The organism is Caballeronia sp. INML2 (assembly GCF_023631365.1).
Lineage (GTDB): Bacteria > Pseudomonadota > Gammaproteobacteria > Burkholderiales > Burkholderiaceae > Caballeronia > Caballeronia turbans.
Genome location: NZ_JALQDH010000124.1, coordinates 32269 through 56641, shown reverse-complemented (window position 1 = coordinate 56641; position 24373 = coordinate 32269). Strand labels below are relative to the sequence as shown.

The 24373-nt window shown below is 62.6% G+C and carries 23 protein-coding genes and 3 pseudogenes; 14 read left to right on the top strand and 12 right to left on the bottom strand.

Translation table 11 applies throughout. The features are described from left to right. Window positions 1-431: 431 nt before the first annotated feature. From NCT32_RS35050 to NCT32_RS35030, 5 genes and pseudogenes are all read left to right on the top strand, one after another. Window positions 432-1526 (top strand): LacI family DNA-binding transcriptional regulator, encoded by a 1095-nt coding sequence (locus NCT32_RS35050; RefSeq protein ID WP_250491386.1) that lies wholly within the window; start codon window positions 432-434, stop codon window positions 1524-1526. A 58-nt stretch (window positions 1527-1584) separates the two neighbouring features. Continuing rightward, a pseudogene (locus NCT32_RS35045) lies at window positions 1585-1798 on the top strand (integrase); the annotation flags it as partial. A 78-nt stretch (window positions 1799-1876) separates the two neighbouring features. After that, window positions 1877-2167, top strand: a complete 291-nt coding sequence (locus tag NCT32_RS37730) for a transposase (protein ID WP_409241567.1) — start codon at window positions 1877-1879, stop codon at window positions 2165-2167. 24 nt (window positions 2168-2191) lie between these two features. Further along, window positions 2192-3601, top strand: coding sequence for an MFS transporter (locus NCT32_RS35035; protein WP_250491385.1), 1410 nt, complete (start codon window positions 2192-2194; stop codon window positions 3599-3601). A 73-nt stretch (window positions 3602-3674) separates the two neighbouring features. Next, window positions 3675-3902 carry a hypothetical protein gene (locus tag NCT32_RS35030; RefSeq protein WP_035969917.1) on the top strand — a complete coding sequence of 76 codons (228 nt, stop codon included), beginning with the start codon at window positions 3675-3677 and terminating at the stop codon, window positions 3900-3902. 11 nt (window positions 3903-3913) lie between these two features. Here NCT32_RS35030 and NCT32_RS35025 read toward each other — a convergent pair whose 3' ends face one another. Then, window positions 3914-4714, bottom strand: a complete 801-nt coding sequence (locus NCT32_RS35025; RefSeq protein WP_250491384.1) for a TetR/AcrR family transcriptional regulator — start codon at window positions 4712-4714, stop codon at window positions 3914-3916. A gap of 201 nt (window positions 4715-4915) precedes the next feature. Between NCT32_RS35025 and NCT32_RS35020 the strand changes: the two genes are divergently transcribed. The 9 genes and pseudogenes from NCT32_RS35020 to NCT32_RS34980 form a co-directional block, all read left to right on the top strand. Further along, window positions 4916-6127, top strand: coding sequence for an FAD-dependent monooxygenase (locus NCT32_RS35020; protein WP_250491383.1), 1212 nt, complete (start codon window positions 4916-4918; stop codon window positions 6125-6127). Window positions 6128-6149: 22 nt separating this feature from the next. Next, complete coding sequence (locus NCT32_RS35015) at window positions 6150-6905, top strand: Asp/Glu racemase (protein WP_061121426.1); 756 nt, start codon at window positions 6150-6152, stop codon at window positions 6903-6905. Window positions 6906-6919: 14 nt separating this feature from the next. Beyond that, window positions 6920-7750: an alpha/beta fold hydrolase gene (locus NCT32_RS35010; RefSeq protein WP_250491382.1), complete on the top strand. Its 831-nt coding sequence runs from the start codon at window positions 6920-6922 to the stop codon at window positions 7748-7750. Window positions 7751-7765: 15 nt separating this feature from the next. Beyond that, window positions 7766-8806, top strand: a complete 1041-nt coding sequence (locus tag NCT32_RS35005) for a 2,5-dihydroxypyridine 5,6-dioxygenase (RefSeq protein WP_250491381.1) — start codon at window positions 7766-7768, stop codon at window positions 8804-8806. After that, window positions 8803-9414 carry an N-carbamoylsarcosine amidohydrolase gene (locus NCT32_RS35000; RefSeq protein WP_250491380.1) on the top strand — a complete coding sequence of 204 codons (612 nt, stop codon included), beginning with the start codon at window positions 8803-8805 and terminating at the stop codon, window positions 9412-9414. Before NCT32_RS35005 ends, NCT32_RS35000 begins: the two co-directional genes overlap by 4 nt. Window positions 9415-9902: 488 nt before the next feature. Continuing rightward, window positions 9903-10619, top strand: a complete 717-nt coding sequence (locus NCT32_RS34995; protein WP_250491400.1) for a hypothetical protein — start codon at window positions 9903-9905, stop codon at window positions 10617-10619. A 41-nt stretch (window positions 10620-10660) separates the two neighbouring features. Further along, on the top strand, window positions 10661-11110 hold the full coding sequence (locus NCT32_RS34990; protein ID WP_250491379.1) for a YsnF/AvaK domain-containing protein: 450 nt from the start codon (window positions 10661-10663) through the stop codon (window positions 11108-11110). 84 nt (window positions 11111-11194) lie between these two features. Continuing rightward, window positions 11195-11910: pseudogene (locus NCT32_RS34985) on the top strand (UDP-galactopyranose mutase). Between the two features lie 62 nt (window positions 11911-11972). Continuing rightward, window positions 11973-12224, top strand: a pseudogene (locus NCT32_RS34980) (MetQ/NlpA family ABC transporter substrate-binding protein); the annotation flags it as partial. Window positions 12225-12262: 38 nt separating this feature from the next. On the opposite strand, the gene NCT32_RS34975 reads toward NCT32_RS34980, so the two are convergent. The 11 genes from NCT32_RS34975 to NCT32_RS34925 all read right to left on the bottom strand — a co-directional run bounded on the left by NCT32_RS34975 (window position 12263) and on the right by NCT32_RS34925 (window position 24367). Beyond that, entirely contained in the window at window positions 12263-15463 is a 3201-nt protein-coding gene (locus tag NCT32_RS34975) for an EAL domain-containing protein (RefSeq protein WP_250477565.1), read from the bottom strand. Between the two features lie 238 nt (window positions 15464-15701). After that, window positions 15702-16694 carry a GlxA family transcriptional regulator gene (locus tag NCT32_RS34970; protein WP_061119072.1) on the bottom strand — a complete coding sequence of 331 codons (993 nt, stop codon included), beginning with the start codon at window positions 16692-16694 and terminating at the stop codon, window positions 15702-15704. After that, the gene (locus NCT32_RS34965) at window positions 16691-17476 is read right to left on the bottom strand and encodes a CbtA family protein (protein WP_061119071.1); all 786 of its coding nucleotides are present in this window, start codon (window positions 17474-17476) and stop codon (window positions 16691-16693) included. The genes NCT32_RS34970 and NCT32_RS34965 overlap by 4 nt, the downstream gene beginning before the upstream one ends. A 13-nt stretch (window positions 17477-17489) precedes the next feature. Then, window positions 17490-17699 (bottom strand): CbtB domain-containing protein, encoded by a 210-nt coding sequence (locus tag NCT32_RS34960; RefSeq protein ID WP_061119070.1) that lies wholly within the window; start codon window positions 17697-17699, stop codon window positions 17490-17492. Between the two features lie 29 nt (window positions 17700-17728). Next, window positions 17729-18064: a nitrile hydratase accessory protein gene (locus tag NCT32_RS34955; RefSeq protein ID WP_061119069.1), complete on the bottom strand. Its 336-nt coding sequence runs from the start codon at window positions 18062-18064 to the stop codon at window positions 17729-17731. Between the two features lie 10 nt (window positions 18065-18074). Further along, complete coding sequence (gene nthA / locus NCT32_RS34950; protein WP_061119068.1) at window positions 18075-18698, bottom strand: nitrile hydratase subunit alpha; 624 nt, start codon at window positions 18696-18698, stop codon at window positions 18075-18077. A 31-nt stretch (window positions 18699-18729) separates the two neighbouring features. Then, on the bottom strand, window positions 18730-19473 hold the full coding sequence (nthB, locus tag NCT32_RS34945; RefSeq protein ID WP_061119067.1) for a nitrile hydratase subunit beta: 744 nt from the start codon (window positions 19471-19473) through the stop codon (window positions 18730-18732). A 28-nt stretch (window positions 19474-19501) separates the two neighbouring features. Further along, complete coding sequence (locus tag NCT32_RS34940; protein WP_061119066.1) at window positions 19502-20005, bottom strand: DUF1097 domain-containing protein; 504 nt, start codon at window positions 20003-20005, stop codon at window positions 19502-19504. A 34-nt stretch (window positions 20006-20039) separates the two neighbouring features. After that, window positions 20040-21008 (bottom strand): GTP-binding protein, encoded by a 969-nt coding sequence (locus NCT32_RS34935; RefSeq protein WP_061119065.1) that lies wholly within the window; start codon window positions 21006-21008, stop codon window positions 20040-20042. 488 nt (window positions 21009-21496) lie between these two features. Next, the gene (locus NCT32_RS34930; RefSeq protein ID WP_061119064.1) at window positions 21497-22747 is read right to left on the bottom strand and encodes an acetamidase/formamidase family protein; all 1251 of its coding nucleotides are present in this window, start codon (window positions 22745-22747) and stop codon (window positions 21497-21499) included. A 39-nt stretch (window positions 22748-22786) separates the two neighbouring features. Next, the gene (locus tag NCT32_RS34925) at window positions 22787-24367 is read right to left on the bottom strand and encodes an amino acid ABC transporter permease/ATP-binding protein (protein ID WP_061119063.1); all 1581 of its coding nucleotides are present in this window, start codon (window positions 24365-24367) and stop codon (window positions 22787-22789) included. Window positions 24368-24373: the final 6 nt, after the last annotated feature.

The window sequence follows — 24373 nt, the reverse complement described above, 5'->3', positions numbered from 1 at the left end:
CGCGAGCATTGGACCGATGTCCTTCCTACAGGTATACCCGTATGTCGAATACGGCTGGATCCTTTGAACCTACTTTGGGCCCGACGCGGTCACCGCGCGACGTCGCGAGAATGGATCCCAGCAGCGGCGAGCAAACCGCTTAGCGACACTCGGTTATTTCTGTTCTGTTTGTCGCGAGGGGCCGATCAGATGTTTCACGGATCTCAAGAGTCGTTGTCTCTTCAGATCGAGGGGCCCCGCTATCAATAGGTCTACTACGTACATGATCGAAAGAAGCATTTCTTTGCATCGAAGGTGCACTGCCGCTCATCGTCAGAAAACATCGCCGAGGCAATGAATCGAGGCGGGAAAAGTCTTCGCTTAATGGCGGAGTAACGAGGAAAGGCGTTGATATAATCGATGATCTCGCGCGAATCCGACCATCCCCACGCATGGCGAAGAGCAAACTAATATCAGCGGAAGCGGCCGAACCCCACGCGGCCGCAAAGCGCTCGCGCACCTCGGGGGTGACCTTGCGGGACGTCGCTCGCTTTGCCGGCGTGTCGTCGGCGACCGTTTCCAGAGTGATGAACAATCCAACGGTCGTCTCGGACGAGTTGCGCTCGCGAATCATGGTCGCGATCGATCATCTCGGCTGGGTGCCGCACGCCGCAGCGCGAGCACTTGCAACTCAACGGACCGGAACAATCGGGGCAGTCTTCCCAACGTTGGCCAATGAGCATTTCGCTTCAGCCATACAGGCACTCCAGGAGTCACTCGAACAGGCTGGATACACGCTTCTGCTCGGTTGCTCGGAGTACGACCTCGATCGGGAATATCGACAAGTCAGAACCATGCTCGAACGCGGAGTCGATGCCGTCGTACTGGTGGGCGAAGCTCATCATCGAGATCTGCAGCCCCTTCTATCGCAGCGTCAGATTCCGTTCGTCAACACATTCGTTTATCGAGAAAACAGCGACGCGCTTTGCGTGGGTGTAGATAACCACCGCGCATTCTTCGACTTCACGACTTATCTTGTTGGTCTGGGGCATCGCCGTTTTGCGATGCTATCGCAGCACACCGATACCAACGATCGCGCGCAGGCCCGACGTGAAGGGGTGCGCGATGCGCTTGCAGAGCACGGATTGGGAATATCCGCCGCTCACATGGTCGACGGCGTGTGGGGCGCGCGCGTCGGGCGACAACTCTTTTCGAAAGTGATGAACACGCCGCAGCCGCCGACCGTGGTGATTTGCGGCAACGGTTCGTTTGCAATGGGCGCAATGCTGGAAGCGATGTATCAAGGCTACAAGATCCCCGGCGACCTGAGCCTCGCCGGATTCGACGATTTTGAGCTTATGTCCGAGCTACCGATACCGATTACTACCGTCCGTGTCCCGAGCGCCGCAATCGGAACAAATGCTGCAAAGATGATTCTTTCCGAGCTTTCAGAACCAGGTACCGCCCGAAGCGTTGAATTGGAGGCCGAATTAATCGTGAGAGCGTCATCGGGCGCACCGCCGAAGGCCCAGAAGAAGCGTACTTGAGCACTGCTGCTTCGCCTCTTCGTCGCCGCTGAACGAAACCGCTCGCGCGGTAGAGGCGCGCTCACCTGACATGGCCACTGTCGAGGACCTGCGGCGCTACCGACTTTATCTGGTCGACCACGGCACATCGGCCGTGTCGCTGACCACGCGATCACCGGCCTGAAGTTCTTCTTCACAGTCACGCTCGACCGGCCCGAGTTGATGGTCAGTATGCACCCGTGCACGTGCCCCGCGGATTGCCCGTCGTACTCAGCCGGCGCTTCCTCGAAGCGCTCGAAGTGGCCCAGCGGCACGGCGAGCTGCAGTTCTTCGGCGAGTACCGGTCTCGCTAGACCCGCCACCTTTGCCCGGTGGTGGCGCCGCTACGTACCTGCGAATCGGTGGTCTACGCCAAGCGCCCGTTCGCCGGACCCAAAGCGGTGCTCGGGCACCTCTCACACCAGACGCACCGCGTCGCCATCTCCAACCAGCGCCTGATCGCCTTCGATGGGCGTGGCGTGACCTCACGCCCGTCTCTTATTTTTTCCCGATTGCGTTTATTAATTGTATATCCATATAATAAACTGCGTCGAAACCGGTGGGCCCCCGCTTCGCGCAGTTCCGGCATCTGGCCGGCCTGGTGGCATTCATGGACGGTGTGAGCCGTCGACAACGAGGAGTTGTTCATGTCGCAAGCAGAGCTTCAATCCGGCCCGGCCTTTCCGCCGCGGGCGGAGCATCCATCGGTTTCCGATCGCGGCGATGCGTGGAGCGGGGACGTGCCCGTCGAAGCGTTCATCGACGCACATCGCTTCTCGCGCTTCCAGTGGGTCTTGATGGGCGTGTGCTTCCTGATCGTACTGATCGATGGCATGGACACCGCGGCCATCGGTTATATCGCGCCTGCGCTCGTCAAGGGCTGGGGCATCTCGAAGGCTGCGCTCGCGCCCGTGCTGAGCGCCGCGCTCTTCGGTCTCGCTGCGGGCGCGGTCATCTCCGGCCCTGCCGCCGACCGCTTCGGGCGCAAGAGCGTGCTCATCGCCGCGACGGCCTTCTTCGGTGCGATGAGTCTCGCCACCGCGTTCGCGGGCTCCATGGAGTCGCTCGTGACGCTGCGCTTTCTCACCGGCATCGGCCTTGGCGCGGCGATTCCGAACAGCATCACCCTGGTCTCCGAATACGCGCCGCAGCGCAGGCGCGCGATCATCGTCAATACGACGTATTGCGGCTTCACGGTAGGCGCAGCGCTCGGCGGCTTCATGTCGTCGTGGCTGATTCCGGCGTACGGCTGGCACAGCCTGTTCGTGGTCGGTGGCGTGCTGCCGTTGATCCTCGTGCTCGGCGTCGTGTTCTGGGTGCCGGAATCCGTTCGCTTTCTCGTGAAGCAGGGCGCGTCCAAGGAAAAAATCGGTGCGCCGCTCGCGAAAATCGCGCCGCTCGATCTGTCGGGCGTCCAGTCGTTCCGCCTGTCCGAACGCATGCAAACGCACGCGAAAACGTCCGTCGGCGCGATTCTCTCCAGGGACTTTCTCACCGGCACGATCATGCTGTGGCTCACGTACTTCATGGGCCTCGTCATCTTCTATCTGCTGATGAGCTGGATGCCGCTCCTGATGAACGAAGCGGGCTTCACGCCCGAACGCGCCGCGCTGCTGACCGCGCTCTTCCCGCTCGGCGGCGGCATCGGGACGGTGGTGTCCGGCTGGCTGATGGATCGCTGGAACGCGAATGTCATCGTGATGCTCGGTTACCTGCTGACTGCGGCGTTCATCTTCGTGGTCGGGCAGGCGATCGGCAGCGTCGGCCTCGTCAGCGCGCTGATCTTTCTCGCCGGCACGACCATGAACGGCGCGCAATCGTCGATGCCCTCCCTCGCCGCCATGTTCTACCCGACACAAAGCCGCGCGACCGGCGTCTCGTGGATGTACGGCGTCGGGCGCTTCGGCGGCATTGCGGGCGTCGCGCTCGGCGGGCTGTTCGCGCAATGGAAGCTCGGCTTGCCGGCGGTGTTCGCGCTGCTCGCGGTGCCTTCGGTGATCGCCGGCCTCGCGCTCTTCGTCAAGCTGAAGGCGCATCCGGCAACCGGGCAAATGTGACTATCGCGGACCGTCCTTATCGCGAGCGGTCCGCTTTCCACACTTCAATCAACGCAACGACAGGAAGTAAGAGATGAGCCAGGAACTCGAAGTCTTGACGGGCAAACTGCATGGACTCACTGCCGCGATCAGCGTGATCGCCGCCGCGCTGCCGCAGAGCGCATCCGTCGATGTTCAGGAGACGCTGCGCGACATGATCGGCGAAACCGCAAGCGCGGACTTGCCGCAGGCCGCGCTCACGTCGATGCACGCAACGCTCACGCACGTGATCGAATCGATGGAAATCGGCCTGCGCCGCTGATCGACCGTGTTTCAGGCCGCCCGCGGGGCCCGGGCGGTCTTCGCTGCTTTCACCGTTTTCTTCGCGGGGGCGCCCGCCGTTTTCTTCGCGCGGCTCGTCTTTGCAGGCTTCGTCGCCACGCTCGCCTGCGCCTCCAGGCCGCCGACGATAAAGCTCGTCAACTGCTCCAGCGTCTCGTTCGCGTCCCACGGATCGCATGCGCCCTTGGCCAGCATATCGAGCCGGTGCGTATCCGAGAAAGCGTACAGATAGGCGCCGATCATCGCGGTCACGCGCCAGTAAAGGTCTTTTTCAGGCAGGCCGGGCAACGCAGTGCGCAGGGCTTCGACGTAGGCATCGGTGGAATCGCCATAGGCCGTGCTGCGCAGGCTGTAGGAGATCTCGGGCGGTTCAGTATGCAAACGCGCCTGAAGGCGGATGAATGCGCGGCCGCCATCGGACTGGCGCAGCGCGACCAGCGGCTGCAAGAACGCTCGCACGATGTCACGCACGTCCGGCTTCGCGCCACCATCGCCCAGTGCGCGCAGAAGATTGACCCGCTCTTCCGACACCAGCGTGGCGCGGCGCAAAAAGACCTGCTCGAACAGCTGCTGCTTGGTGCCGAAGTAGTACGTGATCAGCGCCTGCGTGACGCCGCACGACGCCGCCACTTCCTTGAGCGACGTGCCCGCGTAGCCGCGCTGCGAGAAATCGACTTCGGCGGCATCGAGGATGTTCTCGCGCTGGTTCACGTTGCCCGCCGGGCGGCCGAGCCGTTTGCGTCCGGCCGAATCTCCGTGTGCGCGAGCGTGGGTAGTCTGGTCTTTCGTCATGCGTGGCCGTCTTGCGTTGAATGGAAGGCCGCTCGATGCATGCGGCTGCGGTCGCCGCATATTTTACGGTCGTTCAAACGCCTATCCCTAATTTCCTTCAGCAGTCACATCGCCGCACGTCCGCCGTTGCATTTATTTATACGGCCATATAATATTGATCGGGGCATCTACACGGATTCACTTTTCAGGAAGGACGAGACCATGAGCAGAACACTTCGCGTCGGCGTGATCGGCGGCGGAATCGGCGGCATCGCCCTCACGGGCGCGCTCGCGCAGCAAGGGATCGAAGTGCGGCTTTTCGAGCGCGCGAGCGCATTCGGCGAGGTCGGCGCGGGCATTCAGATGACGCCCAACGCGGTGAAGGTGCTGCAGGCGCTCGGCCTCGGCGACGCGCTGCGCGACGTGGCGTTCGTGCCGCAAGCGATCGTCGGCCGTAACTGGGAGACGGCGCGCGAGAACTTTCGCACGCCGCTGGCCGCCGTCTGCCCTGCTCTCTATGGCGCGCCGTTCTATCACGTGCATCGCGCGGACCTGCATCGCATTCTGACTTCGCTCCTTCCTGCCGATGCTGCGCGTCTTTCGACCGGTTGCGTCGACATCCGTCAAGGCAAGGACGGCGCGGTCGCCGTGTTCGACGACGGCAGCGAATTCGAAGCCGATCTGATCGTCGGGGCCGACGGCGTGCGGTCGATCGTCCGCAGCAAGCTCTTCGGCGAGGAGGCGCCGCGCTTCACCGGCAACATGTGCTTTCGCGCGGTCGTGCCGTTCGACGAGATGCCCGACTTCGTGAGCCCCGATTCTTCGTTCTGGCTCGGGCCGAACGCGCACGTCGTGACGTACTTCGTGCGTCGCGGCAAGGCGGTCAACATCGTCGCGGTCGCGGAGACGGAAAAGTGGGTCGAGGAATCATGGAATGCCGCGAGCAGCCGCGAAGAGTTGCTCACGACGTTCGAAGGCTGGCATCCGAACCTGATCCGCCTTTTCGAGCGCGCCGATTCGGTCTTCAAATGGGGCCTTTTCGATCGCGATCCGATGCAAACCTGGTCGCGTGGCAACGTCACGCTGCTCGGCGATGCCGCGCATCCGATGCTGCCGTTTCTCTCGCAAGGCGCGGCGATGGCGATCGAAGACGGCTACGTGCTGGCGCGTTCGTTGAAAGCGCACGGTAGCGATATCGCGAATGCATTGCGCGACTACGAGGCCGAACGCCTGCCGCGCACGAGCCGCGTGCAACTCGAGTCGCGTGAACGGGGCCGCACGTATCACCTGCCGAGCGCGTTCGCGCAACGCAAGCGCGATCTCATCTACAAGTTCAAGTCGTATCTGAATCCGCAGGCATCGGGCATTCAGGCGAACTGGGTCTATGCGTATAACGCGACCGGCTTCGCACCCCGCGCGCTCACCGCCGCCTGATCACATCACGAGGTTATTCGACATGCCCGCAAAGACTTATCGCATCGGCCAGATCGTCCCGAGTTCGAACACGACGATGGAAACCGAAATTCCCGCCATGCTGACGGCGCGCCAAAGCATCCAGCCGGAGCGCTTCACGTTTCATTCGAGCCGCATGCGGATGAAGAAGGTCGTCAAGGAAGAACTCGCGCAGATGGACGCGGAATCCGACCGCTGCGCCGTCGAACTGTCGGATGCGCGCGTCGACGTGCTCGGTTACGCGTGCCTCGTCGCGATCATGGCGATGGGACGCGGCTATCACCGCGCGTCGCAGCAACGCTTGCAGGCGCACACCGCCGCGAATGGCGCCGATGCGCCTGTCGTTACCAGCGCGGGCGCGCTCGTCGATGCGCTCGAGGTGATGAAAGCGAAGCGCGTGGTCGTCGTCGCGCCGTACATGAAGCCGCTCACCGAGCTGGTGGTCGATTACATCCGGCATGAAGGCTTCGAAGTGATCGACTATCGCGCGCTCGAAATTGCCGACAACCTGGAAGTCGCGCGCCATGATCCGCGCAATCTGCCGGACATCGTGAAGACGCTGAAGTACCACGACGCGGATGCCATCGTCCTGTCCGCCTGCGTGCAGATGCCGTCCCTGTCCGTCGTCCCGATGGTCGAAGCGATGACCGGCAAGCCCGTCGTGACCGCCGCCATCGCCACCACATATGCGATGTTGCGGCAGCTCGACTTGCGGCCCATCGTGCCGGGCGCCGGGGCGCTCCTTTCCGGCGCTTATTGAGCGAGGGCGCAGCGATGCAATCGACGTTTTTGTACGGCGCGAATGTCAACGCGAACGGCATACGCCAGCATTATCTGCGCTATGGCGGGGCGAGCGGCCCGCGCATGGAGCGCGATGCGGTCGTGATCGTGCCGGGCATCACGAGTCCCGCGGTCACTTGGGGTTTCGTCGGCGAGCGGCTCGGCAGGCACTTCGACACGTACGTGCTGGATGTGCGGGGCCGCGGCTTGTCGAGCGCATCGCCGGAACTGGATTACAGCCTCGACGCGCAAGCCGGCGACCTGCTCGCTTTCATCGACGCAATCGGGCTCGGGCGCGCGAGCGTGCTCGGGCACTCGATGGGCGCGCGCATCGCCTTGCGCGCGGCGGCACGCTCGCAACGCGGCACGCTCGCGCGGCTGGCGCTCGTCGATCCGCCCGTGTCGGGTCCGGGACGACGGGCGTATCCGTCGGCGTTGCCGTGGTATGTGGATTCGATCGCGCTTGCACGCAATGGGCTCGATGTCGAAGGCATGCGCCGCTTCTGCCCGACGTGGACGGAAGAGCAACTGCGCCTGCGCGCCGAATGGCTGCATACCTGCGACGAACGCGCCATCCGCACGAGCTTCGAAGGCTTCCATACCGACGACGTTCACGCCGACATGCGGCACGTGAAGCAGCCCGCGCTGCTGATGGCGGCGGGCCGTGGAGACGTGATCCGCACCGAGGACATCGACGAGATTCGCGGTTTGCTGCCGCACGTCGAAGTCGTCAAGGTGCCGGAGGCCGGCCACATGATTCCGTGGGACGACGAGGAAGGCTTCTATCGCGCCTTCGGTTCGTTCTTCGGCGCAGCGCTCGAATAACCATCGCACATCATCATGCCAATTAGCGACTACCAACTTGTCGAAGCCTGGAAGCAGGTGCTCACGCTCTCGCGGCTCGAACCGCGGCAGACCGTGACCATTTTGACCGGCGCGGCGACGCATCCGCAAACGCTCGCGTGCGCGTTGATCGCGACGCAGTCGATGGGCGCGGTCGTCAACCGGCTCGACTTGCCGCCCGTCAACGGCGAGAAGGCGCTGAGCCGCGACGCCCTCGCCTATCTCGGCGAAACGCCGCTCACGGGCAACCGCGCGGCGATCGCGGCGCTCAAGGCGAGCGACCTCGTGCTCGATCTGATGACGTTGCTTTTCTCGCCCGAACAGCACGACATCCTCGCGTCGGGCACGAAGATTCTGCTCGCTGTCGAGCCGCCGGAAGTGCTGGTCCGCATGACGCCGACGCCCAATGACCGAACGCGGGTTCTCGCTGCGGCGAAGCGGATCGGAGCGTCGCGCGAAATGCGCGTCACGTCGAAAGCCGGTACGGATCTGACTTGTCCGATGGGCGAGTTTCCGGCGATCGCCGAATACGGTTTCGTCGATGAACCCGGCCGCTGGGATCACTGGCCAAGCGGATTCGCGCTGACTTTCCCGAACGAAGGCGGCGCGAACGGGCGCATCGTGATCGATCGCGGCGACATTCTCTTGCCCCAGAAAACCTATTGCGCCGAGCCGATCGTGCTGACGGTCGAAGCCGGTTATGCGCGCGAGATCGAAGGCGGCGTCGACGCCGACCTGCTGCGCGAATACATGGAAACCTTCGATGACCCCGAGGCCTACGCGATCTCGCACATCGGCTGGGGCCTGCAGAAGCGCGCACATTGGTCCACGCTCGGCCTGTACGACCGTGAAGCGACACTGGGCATGGACGCCCGCGCGTTCGACGGCAATTTTCTGTTCTCCCTCGGGCCGAACAACGAAGGCGGCGGCAAGCGCACGACCGCCTGCCATATCGACATTCCGTTGCGACGCTGCACCGTCTCGCTCGATGGCGTGGACGTCGTGCGCGACGGTAAAACCGTGGAGGATGAACAATGAATGACGCCGTCTATGCACGTCAGGGCTTCGGGCAAACGCTGGAAATCACAGGCCCGATCGGGCTGTTGATCATCGACTTCGTGAACGGTTTCGCCGATCCGGCGGTGTTCGGCGGCGGCAACATTCCCGAAGCGATCGAGAACACCGTGCCGCTGCTGAAGGCGGCGCGCGAAATGAAATGGCCGGTGGCGCATAGCCGCATCGTCTACGCGGACGATGATTCCGATGCCAACGTGTTCTCGCTGAAGGTGCCGGGCATGCTGACGCTCAAGGAAGACACCCCGGCAAGCGCGATCGTGCCGCAGCTTGCGCCTGCACGCAGCGAACTCGTCGTGCGCAAGAACGTGCCCTCAGCGTTCTTCGGGACATCGCTGGCGGCGTGGCTTGCGATGCGGGGCGTGTCCACGCTCGTCGTCGCGGGATGCGTGACCAGCGGCTGTGTACGCGCAAGCGTCGTCGACGCGATGCAGTACGGATTCCGTCCTGTGGTGCTGTCGGACTGTGTGGGAGATCGCGCGCGTGAGCCGCACGAGGCCAATCTCTTCGACATGCGGCAGAAATACGCTGCAGTGATGACGTCAGCGGAACTGCTGGCGTCCGTTCGCTGAAGGGCGGCGTTCGACGGCACCGGGCTACGCGAGTTAAACAATGGTCCGGTCTGCGCGAAGTTGCCCTGACCGTTGCGCTCTGCACCTGATATGCAGCGCGACTTCCCAGCCCTTCGGCAACCGTTGACTGAGGCGAACCGTCATTGCGCCGCCGGCTTCCGCCAAGCGGCGAGGTAGCAGCACTGATACCAATAGCCGTATTCCTTGAAATGCGAAGCCGGCCGCGTTGACTGAACCGAGACAGAAAAGAAGCCCACCGATAGGCTCGGGCGGCCGGGTTTCCCAAAAAGACGCAGAGTTGAATTCGCGCCGCAGGAAGTCGCGCCCTAGCGCTTCGCCCCGGAAGAAACTGCAGACCCGAGCCGCAGACGTGGCGGGTTCAACCCTTTGCGCCTGACCGAGGGATGAGTTTTTCCGACCTCAAGGAAACCGGCATGCGTATTGCGCAACGTCACCATCGCCCGAAACGATCTGACGGAGAACACATCATGCGACTGCTTACGACAAAAGACGGCCTGCCGCGGCTGTCGTGGGGTTCCATCATCGCTGGAGTGATCCTTTCGATGATTGTCTATCTGATCATGAGTGCGCTCGGCACAGCCATCGGTGCATCACTGCTGGCGCCGTTGTCGAAACCAGACCCGTTGCACGGCTTCGGCTTCGGCTCGGGCGTCTGGGTCATTGTGACGACCGTGCTCGCGGTGTTCGTCGGCTCGTACTTCGCGGGACGCTGCGCGCCTGTTCTTGGTTGGCTCCACGGCCTTTTGTCATGGGCCGTTATGACACTCCTGCTCGTCTATGGGATGACATCGCTGATCACCGGTGCTGTGAGCACCGCCGGCAGCATCGCCGCGACGGGTGCGCAGCTTGGCGCGACCGCGGCAAACCAGCCTGGCAGCGGAAACCAATTGATGGACTCGGCGAAGCAGCAGGTGCAAGCCGCAGTGGCATCGGCGGCCTCCGTGGCATCCGGCCCCGAGGCGGAGCAGAACGCACGCCAAGCGGCGGATACGGCTGCGCGCGGCGTCGCACGGGCGAGCTGGTTTTCGTTCGCTGCGCTGGTCGTCGGGGCGATTATTGCAATTGTGTCGGGCGGCGCTGGCTTTCGCCATCAACCGCCTTTCGAGGAAAGCGGCGGCGCCGCGGTGGAACGCGATCCAGCACTCGCCCGCAACCGTACCGGCGCGCGCGGTGGCCGGCTTTGAGCGGCGTGGCGGAACACCGCGCTTGCGCCCTGGAGAAACCGATGAGCTCAGACAATGCCTCGCCAAATGCCGCGCCGTCAGGCGGCCCGCAAGATGAAGTTCGCCTCTCTGCCGTGCAGGAGGAACTGACGGTAGGCGTCAGAACGACGGAAACCGGATCGGTGCGCGTACGCAAGGTCGTCCATGAAGCGACGGAGCCGCTGTCGATCCGCCTGCGCGAGCAGCATGTCGAGATCACGCACATACCGGTCAACCGTCCGGTGGAAGAGCGGGCGGCGCCGCGGCGAGAGGGCAATACGCTGATCATTCCCGTTTACGAGTACGTGCCTGTGGTCACCATGCAACTGACATTGAAAGAAGAGGTGCATATCGAGACGACAGAGACCGAACGCGACGTCGTGCATCAAGTTCTTACGCATGGCGAAGAACTCGTCGTTGAGCGGCGCGAAGGCCCCGATGGAGAGTGGAAGCCGGATACGCCGTCGCGCTGAGCCGCGCTGGAACGGACGTTGCGCCAGCGCTGTCACGCGCTTCACTTCCGGCTTGCGCGAGGCCTTTCTTTCGGAGATGCGGCAATGACTCAGACGATTATTGGTGTGTTCGATACCTTCCAGGATGCCGAGTTTGCCCAGACGCGACTCGAAGCAGACGGCATCGCACGCACAGACATGCGCGTGCATTCGAATGACGAACGTTCAACCCTGTCCACTGATTCAACTGTTGACGGTGCAGCGGCCGGCCGTCCCGCCGGTGAGTTCCATGAAGGAGCGATGGCTCGGATCGAGCATTTCTTCAAAAATCTGTTTGGCGACAGCGATCGACCGGCGGAGGTCGGTCATTATCAGGAAGCCGTTCGGCGCGGCGGCGCGCTCTTGTCGGTCGACGTGGCGAATGAGGCTGAAACCGACCGCGTACGCGATGTGCGCCACGACGTCCTCTACAAGCACGTTATCTATTCTGGCCCGATCGACGAATATTTCGACTTCTGCTTCGGCCCGCTGCCCTATCGCTCGCTTCGGTTCGTCCATGAGACCCTGACATCCCGCATTTTCAACCGGTGGCGGTCGTCAACTATCCCGACGAGACCGTCGAGTACACACGCATTACGGAGTACAAGCACCTTACCGGACAGAGTGCGCTGCAAAACCAACGACCTAGTCTACGTCTGCGGCTTCCTGATGGTGACCGTCAGGCAGCCATTGGCGTACCGCGCCCCGACAAGGTTGGATATGCATGTTCCGGTAGTTCAATGACCCGCCGGAAAAAGCCGACGAACCTTTCCTGCGCGTAAGTCCGCATATCCTCGCCGACGGCCTCCGACTGCATAGCTGCACGCTCTACACTGATGTTCAACAGCTCTACGAAGCGCTCGACACGGCGAGCTTCGTCGCGATGAACGCCGACGATGCCGCGCGCAACAAGCTGCCGGGCCGCAACAGCATCGGCATCGAAGATGCGCGCTCGCCTTACCAGCATGTCCTCACCGTGCGCACGCGCGACGCAGCGGCCGCCTGGGTCGGGGGACATATTCGCGTCTATCATTCCGACGACGTCGCGCACTTCATTCTCACGCACTACCAGGATTCCGTACGCCGGCCTTGTTGAATGGCTAGTCGGGACTCGCATGTGGCGATGGGATCGCCTCAAGCCGGCGAAGCATCGAGCGCCTCGTCTTGCCGCGCCCTGTTCCACAGCACTAGTTCTTCGGCTGGGATCGCCGGTGCGAACAGGAAGCCCTGCAACTCATCGCAGCCGATCTTGCGCAATACCTGCGCTTGATGGCCGGTTTCCACACCTTCGGCCACCACGCGCAAACCAAGCTCATGCCCAAGATCGACGATCGCCTTGACGATGGCAAGATCAGCGGACGCGTCGAGCATGTCTCGCACGAACGCGCGGTCGATCTTCAGACGGTCGAGCGGAAACCGGTTCAGATAGCTGAGACTCGAGTAGCCGGTGCCAAAGTCGTCGAGCGAGAGCTTGACGCCTAGCCCGCGAATGGCGTGAATGGCTTGCGCGTAGTGTTCGGCGCCATCCATGAGAACCGTCTCGGTGATTTCGAGTTCCAAGCAATGCGGCGGTACGCCATGCGCGAGCAGACTCTTGCCAAGCGCCGCAACGAGTTCCGGCTCGCGTAGCTGGATCGCCGAAATGTTGACAGACGCGCGTATTTCGAGGCCCTCTTCGTCGCGCCAGGCGGCGAGCTGTCGGCATGCTTCCTCGATCACCCACGCGCCAATGGAAACGATGAGGCGCGTGTCCTCCGCCACCGGGATAAACACCGCCGGACCGATTTCACCCAGTACCGCGCTCTTCCAGCGCAGCAGTCCTTCGACGCTCGCGAGCGCACCGGACCGCGCTTCGAGGCACGGCTGCCACTCGAGCCGCAACTCGCTGAGATCAATAGCCGTGCGCAAACCCGTTTCCAGCGCGAGCCGATGACGCGCCTGTTCGGCCATGTCGGCCGCGAAAAACTTGACCTGATTTCGTCCGGCAGACTTGGCCTGATACATCGCGGCGTCGGCGTTCTGCATCAATGTATCGATGTCTTCGCCATCATCCGGGTACAGTGCGACGCCGATGCTGCTTGCAACCTGCAGTGTCAACCCGCTCACTTCATGCGCTTCGCGAAGCAGCGGGAGTAGCCGCTGTGCGATGCTGCGCGCCACTTCGCTCGCGTGACCGACTCCGTTGAGCAGTACCGTGAACTCGTCTCCGCCCAGGCGGCTCACGGTGTCGTGGGTGCCGACCGCATTGAGCAGGCGTCGCGACACGGACCGCAACAAGCCGTCACCGATGTGATGCCCGAGCGAATCGTTGATGTTCTTGAAACGGTCGAGATCGATGAACAGCACCGCGACGCGCTGCCGCGTTCGCTGCGCTGCTGCAATGGCGACCCCGAGTTTCGCGGCAAAGAGTGCACGGTTGGGCAGTTCGGTGAGCACGTCGTGCTGCGCGAGAAACTGAATGCGCGCTTCGCTCTTCTTGCGGTCCGTGATGTCGATAAGCGTGCAGATGTAATGCGATACGGTGCCGCGCTTGTCGTGTACTGCGCTGATCATGAGCCACGCCGGATAGTCACCGCCCTCGCGGCGGCTTATTTGCGCCTCCCCGTGCCACGTACTGCTGCGCCCGACGCGTTGCAGGAGGTTACCCAGCGGGCCGTTTTCGTCGTCCTGCGTCTGCGTGTCGATGAAGGCCGGCGGCTTGCCCGCCACGTCGTCCATCCGATAGCCAGTTGCGCGAAAGAACGAAGGATTCGCGGTGAGCAGATGCGCCTCGGCGTTCAGGATGACGATCGCCTCGGACGATGCCTCGAATACCTTGCCCCACAGTTCCAGCCGCTGCTCCATGAGCTTGATCTGATTGATCGGCGTGAAGGCGGTGAGAATGGCGTCGCGTCCCTGGAAGTCGAGACGGCGCGCAGACAGCATCGCCCAGCTCGGCTGAGAGGTGGCTTTCCAGTGAACTTCGAATTCGTCGATGGCTTCGCGGTCGGAAAGTTGCTGAAAAAAGCGCGCGCGGGTGGCGGAGTCGAGGCCCTGAGCCCACGGGTCGGTGCTGCTTCCATTGAGCCAGAAGAGTCCTGGAGCATTGGCGTGCAATACCTCGTGGCCGGGAATAGCGGTGACTACCATCGGCACGGGCGTGGCTTCCACGAGCGCTGATTGCGCGGCTGACGCGCGGGCGGTCGCCGCCAATTCCTTCTGCACGACGCGTTCGCGGTCCAGCTGCGCAAGCATTTCGTTGAAGCCGCGCACGAGTTGGCCGATCTCGTCCTGACTGTCCCAGTCGGCGCGCTTCGTGTGATCGCCGGTACGGCGCACCACATCCATTACGCGCGCGAGTTTGCGTAGCGGCGACGAAATCTGCTGCGCGACGCAATAAACTAGCGTAAGGATGGCGCACAGCAGGAAAAGCGCCGTCCCCAAATGCAGCCACATGCGCGAAAACAGGGCGTGCACGCGCGCATGCAGCAGGCCGTCGAGCTGCTCGCCGGTATCGCGCCAGAGGTCGTCTACGCTTTGAACCAGCGCTTGCTGCGCGCTGTCGACGATCATCAGCACCGCTGCATCCGGCGCCACGTTGTCGTCCACCACCACCCGCGCCGCATGCCTGAATGCCTCGACGGCAGTGCGCATACGATCGAACGACGGGGTGAGCGTGCGCTCGAATTGACGATTGGCCGCCCCCGCCTCGGCGTAGTCCGACCGCAAACCCTGCATGACGCCGTCGAGTTGCCCTTCGAGGACCAGATAGCGCGAACGCACTTCCTCTCGCGAGCGCGCGTGAACGCCGTTGTGCAGATGGCGGCCGATGCTGTTCACCGCGGTCAGCAGTGCGGGATAACGCAAGATCGAGAGCGACATCGCGTAGTAGCTGTCGAGATCCGGGTCGAGAATCAGGTTCGACTGATTACCGATGCGCGTTATCAAATCGCGGGAGGCGGTCAGCGCCTGGTCCGTCGACGCGATCCTGAGTTCACGCTCGTGCGCCATCGTCTGCAGAGCGGTCCGCAGCGCGTTGCTGGGCTCTGCGCTTCCCATCTGCGCGCCGTATTGCTGCTCGGCACGAACGAGCCTGTCGACCTCTGCATCGAGTTGCGCCGCCGTCGGCGGTTTGCCCGCGCCCGCCATTGCGATGGACGTGATGCTATGTTCCACCTCGTGAACATACGCGTTGCCGACAATCTCCTTGTTTGAAAAATCAATCGCCAGATACTTTTCGTGAATCAGAATCCCGCTGATGTAGATCACCGCGCTCAGATCAAGCAGGTAGATGAGCAGCAACTTGTGCCCCACGCGCAAACGCGCGAGCAGCTTGAAGAAAGGATTCCGTTTCATGGGCGAGACGTTTGCAAGCGTGCGAGAAAAGTCATGCAGGCGGGCGCTCGCAGGGCAGCGAATGGCCGCCGGCGATCGCGTTCGCCCACCTATCTATTACGCCTCTTACGGCTCGCCAAAATTAACCTTTAATTAAAGTTTTAATGCGCCGATTAGCCCCGAAGAAGTGCATGGCCATGCACGCGTTTAGTGCCAGAAAAGTCAATCTCAGCGCATCATCCCGGCATGGCGAGACACATCAAACCGCACTAAGCGACTCTTGCTTGTTCCTCGATCTGAACCGGTTGCGATAATCGACCGGACTAATCTGCAGACGGCGCAGGAACGTACGGCGAAATTTGTCGGTGTCCTCGAAGCCGCATCGGTGTGCGATGACTCTCAGCGGCAAGTCCGTGGCTTCCAGGTAGCGCCGCGCGGCATCGATGCGCGCATTGGCGAGATAAGTCATCGGCGTGATGCCGCAATCCTTTGCGAAGATACGCGAGAGATTGCGCGCGCTCATATGCACGCGTTCGGCGAGCGACGCTACCGTATGATCCACATGCAGGTTATCCAGCATGAATTGCTGGACCTCGATAGTCTGCGAACCCGGCGAAGCCTGCGTTTCCAGCAGCGGACTGAACTGGGACTGCCCGCCCGAGCGCCGCAGATAGACGATCAGATACTTGGCGACATCGAGCGCCATTTGCCGACCGAAGTCGTCTTCGATCATCGCGAGCGACAGGTCGATGCCCGCCGTGACACCGGCCGTCGTGTAGATGCTGCCGTCGCGAACGAAGATATGATCCGGCTCGATGCGCGCCTTCGGAAAAGTGCTGGCGAGCCGGGGCACGTCCATCCAGTGAGTCGTCACCAGTTTGTTGTCGAGCAGCCCCGCCGAGCCGAGGGCGAACAACCCGTTGCAGATAGCGGACACGCGGCGGCACTGCCGATGCTGCGCGCGCAGCCAGTTGCTCAGCGCCGGATCGTCGAAGGCGTCGAAGATGCCGAGCCCGCCCGGCACGATGATGGTGTCGAACTCCGGGCAGGGATCGAAGATCGTACGATCCGGCACGGTCGTCAGGCCGCTCGACGATTGGACCGTGCCGCGCGTCGTGCCGACCATCATCATTTCGTACTCGCACTCGCCTCCGCTCAGCACCTTGACTTCGGCGAACGCATCCTTCGGCCCGGCGATGTCGAGCAGTTGAAATCCAGGAAAGACGAGCATTCCGACCTTGATGCGTTTCATCGCGGATATCCGGATCCTCTGAGAACAGGCTTGTTCATGGGCATGCCTCGACGCGCGCGCGCTGCGCCGGGCAGCGCCATGCGTTCTGCCGCCACACCGAATGCCGCGCCGATGACCGTCCAGATAATCGCCTGCATGCCGATCGACGCCACCCGGAACTGCCACAGCAACGTGGCGGGAAACTCGGCGGGCACTTCGTCGATAGCCGGCAACAGCGCGAGCATCGCAGCAGTCATGATCGCGAAAGCCAGCAGACCGGCGAGCGTCGCGTCGGCATCGCCCCATTTGCGCGACAGCGCTTGGCGCAAAGCTATCGACAGCAGTGTAATGGCGACGGAAATCCCCATGCAGAAAAAATAAAGCGCGGTGCGAATGCCGATGGTTTCCGGGGCGCCCACCGAAGGCGGATTCGGCGGGTATTTCAGCGCCGGCAGCACCACCAAGGCGGCGAAAGCCGCGAGCGCAAGGCATGCCGCAAGCGGCCGCGCGCCCATGCTTCCCGCGCGTCCCCACGCATAGGCAAAGCACAACGCAAAGAGGCCACCGAATGCAGCGCCGTACGCGAGTACGCCGGTCAGCAAGCCCACGCCGGCTTGCGTTTCACGACTGACGATTTCAGGCTCGGGCGCATCTCCTGCGTGAGCGTGCTCGTGTGCTTCATGGGCCTCGAAAGCGATCGCGCGTTCGACCTGCGGCTCGCCCGCCACTCGCGCGAAGCAGAACGCCAGCAGTCCCGCGATGAGGCCCACGAGCATGCCGCGCATCAACAGTTTGCCGACCATCGTCGTCTCCTCGTCAGTGGCAGGGGAAGCCCAACAGATGGCGTCCGTCATGCACGAACTCGTGAATGGCGGTGCCCTGAAAGATCGCGGTAGCACCCTGCTCCGCGCCGACGAAATACAGCGCCAGCAGCATCAGCAATCCGCCAAAGATCATCCACGGCAGCAGTTCGCGCAGCGGAATCGGTTCGAACGTGTCAGTGGAATGCAGGACAGCTTGATTCATGAAGTACCTCCGGAAGAGTCAGAAAAATGTCAGCGGCTGCGCGCCGCGACGATAGCTTCGATCTCTCGGCGCGACAGCACGCCGCTCGTCTCGACCACGTTCAGCAGCGCTTCGAGAAAACGTTCGTAGTAGTCCCAGCGCGGCTGATTCGCGCATTCGATTGCTTCCCACTTCGCGATGGACGCGATCAGGCTCTGGCGAAAGTCCTCCCACTCGAAACATCCCGCCTTCGATAGCGAGAGCGCGAGGCCGAACACATCGCGCTCCCAGCGATTGGTGAACAGCAGCTTGCCGTCGAGACGCGGCGGCGAATCCGGTGCGCCGAGCATCGACGCGGCAGCGTATTCTTCGAAACGCGTGAACATGACACGCTCCTCAGGCTGCGGGCGCTTCGACGAGTGCAACGCCCATCATCGACTCGGGCGTAACGAGCGCGGCGAGTTCTTCCTCACTCAGATGCTCCGTGTTTGCGGGGCGCTCGGGCACCACGAACCAGCGAATCTGCGCGCTGCTGTCCCACACCTTCACCTCCTTCGTGGCGGGCACCTGTACGCCGAATTCCTGCAAGACGGCGCGCGGTTCGCGCACGCCGCGCGCGCGAAATACCGGGTCCTTGTACCAATACGGCGGCAAGCCGAGCACCGGCCACGGATAACACGAACACAGCGTGCAGATGATCAGGTTATGCACGTTCGCATCGTTCGCGACCGCGGCCATATGCTCGCCTTCCGCGCCCGTCATGCCGAGTGGAAGCGAGAGTTCGGCAATCGCCTTCGGCGTGTCCTCGACGAGACGCCTCGCGTATTGCGGATCGACCCATGCGCGCGCGACGATCTTCGCGCCGTTGAACGGGCCGGCCATCGTCTCGAAGTGTTTGAGCACGACATCGACGGAGTCGGTGGCAATCACGCCTTTTTCGATCAGCAAGGCTTCCAGCGCACGCACTTTGGCGGCGCTCGATGCTTCGCGGTCGTCGGAAAATTCGAAGAGTTGGCTCATGGGTTCGCTCGTGGTTGGCTTGTATTCGAGTTCATTCGGCTGCCTGCACGTAGGCTTCGTACAGGTCGGCGTAAATGGTCGTGTTCGGCTCGCTTTTGCCGGCGCCCCAGATCGACGCGGCGTCGAAGGCAACGCGATATACAGGCATCGGCGCGCCGATACCGTCCGCGCCCGTCGAGACGAAATAGGAGAACGCGCCGGGATAGACGAGATCCACCACGCCGGTCTTGTTGCGCAGATACCCCGGCAAGCGCGTGTGGTCCACCGCTTCGGGATCGGCAATACGCACGACATCGCCAGCTCGAAAGCGCGCCGCGCCGTCGAGCGCGTGATAGCCCGAGTCGCCGTTCTGCAGATAGGCGTCAATCTGCGCGGCGAGTTCGGCATTGGGGCGATCGGGTAAAGGCGCGTCCGGGTGCGCGCTGTAGTGGGCGGTTTTCTCTGCGAGTTCCTCCGCCGACACATACCCCTGATCGACGAAGAACTGAGTGATGCCGCCGAGCCATTTCTCGTAGTAGCGATATTTGAAGTACTCGAACGGCTGCATGTCTTCGGCGCCGGTGCGCAGCGAGGCCCAGGTCCAGTTGCTTTTGAAGGCGGTGGGCAGCGTATCGACCGGATAGCGATGCGGCGCGTCCGACAGATGCGCACTCTCCGCCATCATGACCGTATGAATGCCGAAGATGCGCTTTTCCCATGGCTCGACGAATACGCGCTTTTCAGTGCTGACCGGCCCCAGATTTTCGATGCCGCCAAGATGATGTTGTAGCTTCACGTTGTGCTCCGCTTGAATAGGAACGGTCTCATCCGAGCCGATGCTCGCGTCTGAATTGCAGGGCTTCGCCGACGACTTCCGAGACGAAGCCGAAGACTGCGCCGGTAACGAGCGCGGCGGCCGCGATCAGCGCCGGATTGCCGATGCCCGCCGTCGTGATCGCCTTGCCTGTGGCCACCATCGTGCCGACGGTCGAGGCGAAGCCCCAGACGATCGCAGGCAAGACGTCGAGCAATTTGATCTTGGATGCCTGAACCATCGCCGCGCTGCCGATGCCAACCAGCACCGCCACCGCGATCGCGCCGCCGCTCGTCGTCGCAATGCAGAGCAAGGTAAGCGAAGCGATCACGAGTCCCGTGAGATTCGACGCCACGCTCTTGACGAAGCCCGCGCGCCCGCCGCCGAGCACGAAGAACGACGCCCAGGCGATGAACGTCACCCAGACGGGAACCGGAAAGATCGTGCCGGTGAGCCATGTATCGACGACCGCCAATACGCCGATGCTCACCGTGTATGCCTCTGGCTTTTTCATGCGTAGCTCCTTGAAGAAGAAATGAATGAAGGCTTCAGTTCATGCAACTCAGAAGTCCATCGCGCATTCGCGCGGCGTCGATGTTGCGGCCAATCATCACGAAACGGCTCTCTCGTGTTTCGTCGCGCATCCACGCACGGCCGAACGTGGTGTCGAGCAACATATGCACGCTATGAAAATGCAGGCGTCGCGGTTCGTCGTGCATGTTGAGCACGCCTTTCATGCGAAGAAGCTGTGTGCCTTGCGTTTGCACGAGCTGATTGATCCACCGGTTGAAACGCGTCGCATCGATGCCACCGGGCACCACGATCGCGCACGATGCAATGCTGTCGTCGTGTTCGTGATCGTGGCTGTCTTCGTCGAGCAGTTTCGGCTCGATGGCAAGCAGGTTGTCGACCGAAAAGCTCCGCGTGCCGAAAAGCGCATGCGCGTCGATCCTGGAACGCTGCGCGTACTCGATGCGTGCAGTCGGATTGAGCCGGCGAATCCCGGCGACGAGCGCATCGACGGCATCGGACGAAACGAGATCGGTCTTGTTGACGACGATGCGGTCCGCGAACACCACTTGCTCCCGCGCGATATCGTCATGAAGCTGGGCCCGCGCGTGCATCGCATCGACCACGGCGACGACCGATTCCAGTTCCACGCGCTCGCGCAGGTCGGGATCGGCGAGAAAGGTCTGTAGCACCGGCGCGGGATCGGCGAGGCCCGACGTTTCGATGATGAGCCGCTCCAGGCGATCGCCGAAGCGCATCAACATGTCGCGCACGCTGGCGACGAGATCGGTGCGGACCGTGCAGCAGACGCAGCCGTTGTTGATCTCGATCACGGCGCGTTCATCGGCGACGATCAACTGGCCGTCGATACCGACTTCGCCGAATTCGTTCACGACGATGCCGATCTGCATCGGCCGCGTGGATTCGAGCAGATGATTCACGAGTGTCGTCTTGCCGGCTCCAAGGAAACCGGTAATGACGGTGGCAGGCACTTTGGCGGGTCGCATGAGGGCATCCTTCGCGTGCGTCGATTAGGAACGCCTACCCTTTAGCGGCTTCCGTTCCGGTTTCCCGCGCGTGGCCGCAATCGGGCGATACTTGGCGCGGCGTGCCTGACCGCATGTCCGTTGTCTTCCAAAGTGACACGGACGGACAAAAGCGCAGTTAAGGCGACGAAACAGATTGGTGCGCGACGCGCATCGCCGAAGTGCAGGCGATGCCCTCTTCTCGCCCGCCGACACGAGCGGACGCGACCAGCCAGTCCCTTCGTGAGAGATTCGTGAACGTTATGGATAGATGGACAGGCCGCTCGTCTCAGTTATGCAAGCGATGCGGCAACGACGTGACGCCGCGCAGGTGGTTGCGCGTTCAGCGCCAAGGCATCCAGTGCGTGCTTGACTCGACCAATCAAGTCGCCGGATTGACAGGGGAGGTATCGGAGGTCCTGAATCGCGCCGATCAACGCTTTATCCGTTCGATCTCAACCTGACGAAGATCAACTCTTCTTGTAGTTCGCAAACACGTCCTTGCGGATCGAACCATGTACGCCCCAGTTCGCGTCGACCACCTGCGTCACGCCGAAGTCCGCCGCTACCGACATCAGCGCAATGGCTTCGTCTTCGCTCAAACCATGCACCGTCATCAGGAAGCGGCGTAGCTTGCGAAAGGCGTCGCGCATGGCTTTGTCGAGGCTCGCATGCTGCGCCACTTCTACCTGCGCGCTAGTCCCGAGTTCGGCCAGATAGTTGGGGAACGTGAAGCCATACACCGACCATTGCTGATCTGTCTCGAGCAGCGGATGCGTGAGCCCTTCGAGCAGCGTGCCTTCGAGGTCCGCTTTCTTATGCAGGATGAATTCGAAGTCCCCCGTCAAGGATGTTTCGATCGCCGTGCCGCCTAGCTCGCTGTCGCCCTGCGCGGCGTGCGGGTCGCCCACGGAGAAGAGCGCGCCCTCGACCGCCACCGGGTAATACATGGTCGCGCCCCGGCCGATGCGCCAGTCATCGATGTTGCCGCCCGTGTAGCTCGGCGGAATGGAACTGACATAGTCCGCTTCGGCGGGCGCGACGCCCATGGTGCCGAAATGCAGTCGCGCCGGCACGCGGATATCCGGCAAGATGTTTTCGCGCTTCGTCACGAGCCGGTGATCCACCTGCACGCCGGGATAATCGATAGTCGCATGCACGATGCCATCCGGGTCGGTCTGCGGCGTCCACACATAGTTGTAGACCGCGCGCGCATACGGTTCGCCGGAAGTATCGAGTTCGAAGATGGTCACCACTTCGCGCGGCTTCGGCTCCTCGATCAGATCGTGATACTGAAAGCCCCACGACGCGGCCACGTTCGAGCCGAAGCACTTGCCTGCATGACACGCGCTGCAACTGGGCCGCGGCCTGACATCGAGGATGCGCACTTCGAGCACGTCGCCAGGTTCGGCGCCTTCGATTGCCACCGGACCGGTCAGCAGATGCACGCCCACGCCTTCGCCAGCGCCCAGGCGGAACGGTCCTTCGGTCGGACCCGCGCCGCGCCGCGAAACGGCCTTGTGCTCGCGCGTCCATTCGAACACGCTTTGCGCGCCCGGATCGCCCGCGATCATGCGCTCGTGGTCGTCGTTGGCGTGATGCGTCAGCGTTTCGATGGTGGCGCGGTCGCCCGACTTGAGCGTGAGGCGCGGTTCTACCCGTTTGCTGAAGTATCCCCAATGCACGGTGGATGATGAAACGGGCAGCGTGTAATGCTTCATTGAATCGTCCTTGGCAAGTGGGTGTCTTATCGATGTGATTCAGTGCACGGTTTCGAGCGTGCTGCCCGCGCCCATCACGTTGAGAAAGCGCGCCGTCAACGGATGATGCGGCTGCGTCAAAACCTGATGCGCGGATCCGTCCTCCACGACGGTCCCGCCGCTCAGGAACACGACGCGGTCGGCCACTTCATCGGCGAAGCGCAACTGATGCGTCGAAATGATCATCGTCAGGCCATCGTCGAGCGCGAGGCGGCGGATCACTTCGAGCACTTCGCCCACGAGTTCAGGATCGAGCGCGGAAGTCGGCTCGTCGAGAAGCAGCACGCGCGGATTCGGCGCCAGCGCACGCGCAATCGCCACGCGTTGTTGCTGGCCGCCGGACAGATGACGCGGCAGAGCATCGGCGCGATGCGCGAGGCCCACGCGTTCGAGCAGGGCATCCGCGCGTCGGTTGGCATCGGCGAGCGTCGCGCCATGCACCCAGACGAGCGGCAATGCAATGTTCTCGCGCGCCGTCAGATGGCCGAAAAGATTGAACTGCTGGAACACCATGGCGACGCCAAGACTCGCGCGCTCCTTCGCAAGCTCGCGCGGATTCATGCGCCGCCCGTCATCGCGAAAGCCGAGACGACGTCCGCCCACGCGTATCTCGCCTTGTTCCCACTGTTCCAGATGATTGATGCAGCGAAGCAGCGTGCTCTTGCCCGAGCCGCTCGGTCCGAGCAACGCGACGACTTCGCCGGAGCGGATGTTTAGATCGAAGCCATTGAGCACCGGCTGCTCGCCGTAATGCTTGTGTACGCCGTTTATCTGCACGGCGGTACTGTTACGAGACAGCGCGTCGTAACGGCGTGCGCGGTCGCCGGGTGTGACGGGCGCCGGGACGAAGACAGGTGGCAGATCGGTCGGGCCTGCGGGCGTCGGTACAGGCGCGCTCCGGCGTCGTCCCCAGAAGCCGCCGCGCGTGCTGGCGCGGTCCAGATCGAGCGCGCGTTCGATCATCAGCTGAATAGCGGCAATCGCGCCCGTCAGACACAAATACAAGAGACCCGACGCAAAGAAGATCGAAAAGAAGTCGAACGTCGACGATGCAAGCTGCGTGCTGCGCAAGGTCAGCTCACCCACAGAGATAACCGAAGCCAGCGAAGAGTTCTTCAACGCGCTGACGGTTTCGTTGCCGAGCGCGGGAATCATCGAGCGAAGGGCCTGCGGCGCGATGATCCGGCGCATCAACACGGAAGGCGTCATGCCGAGCGCCTGCCCCGCGAGCGTCTGTCCGCGATCCACGCCGAGCACGCCCGAGCGGAATATCTCCGCGATGAAAGGCGCTTCGTTCGCGGCGAGCGCGAGGCCCGCCGCGCCGATGGCGCTCAGCTTGATGCCGATATGCGGCAGGGCGTCGTAGGCGAACACGAGTTGCAGAATCAGCGGCGTGCCGCGAAAAATCACCGTATAGCCGCGCGCGATGGCCGCGAGCGGTCCGATTCGGCTCAGTTGCATGGCGGCAAGGACGAGTCCCAGCACGAGCCCGCCCGCGAGTCCGAGCAAGGTGACGGCGATCGTGAAGCGGATGCCGTCGAGCAGATAAGGCAGGCCGAGATAGTGAAGGAACAGGTCCATAGCCGA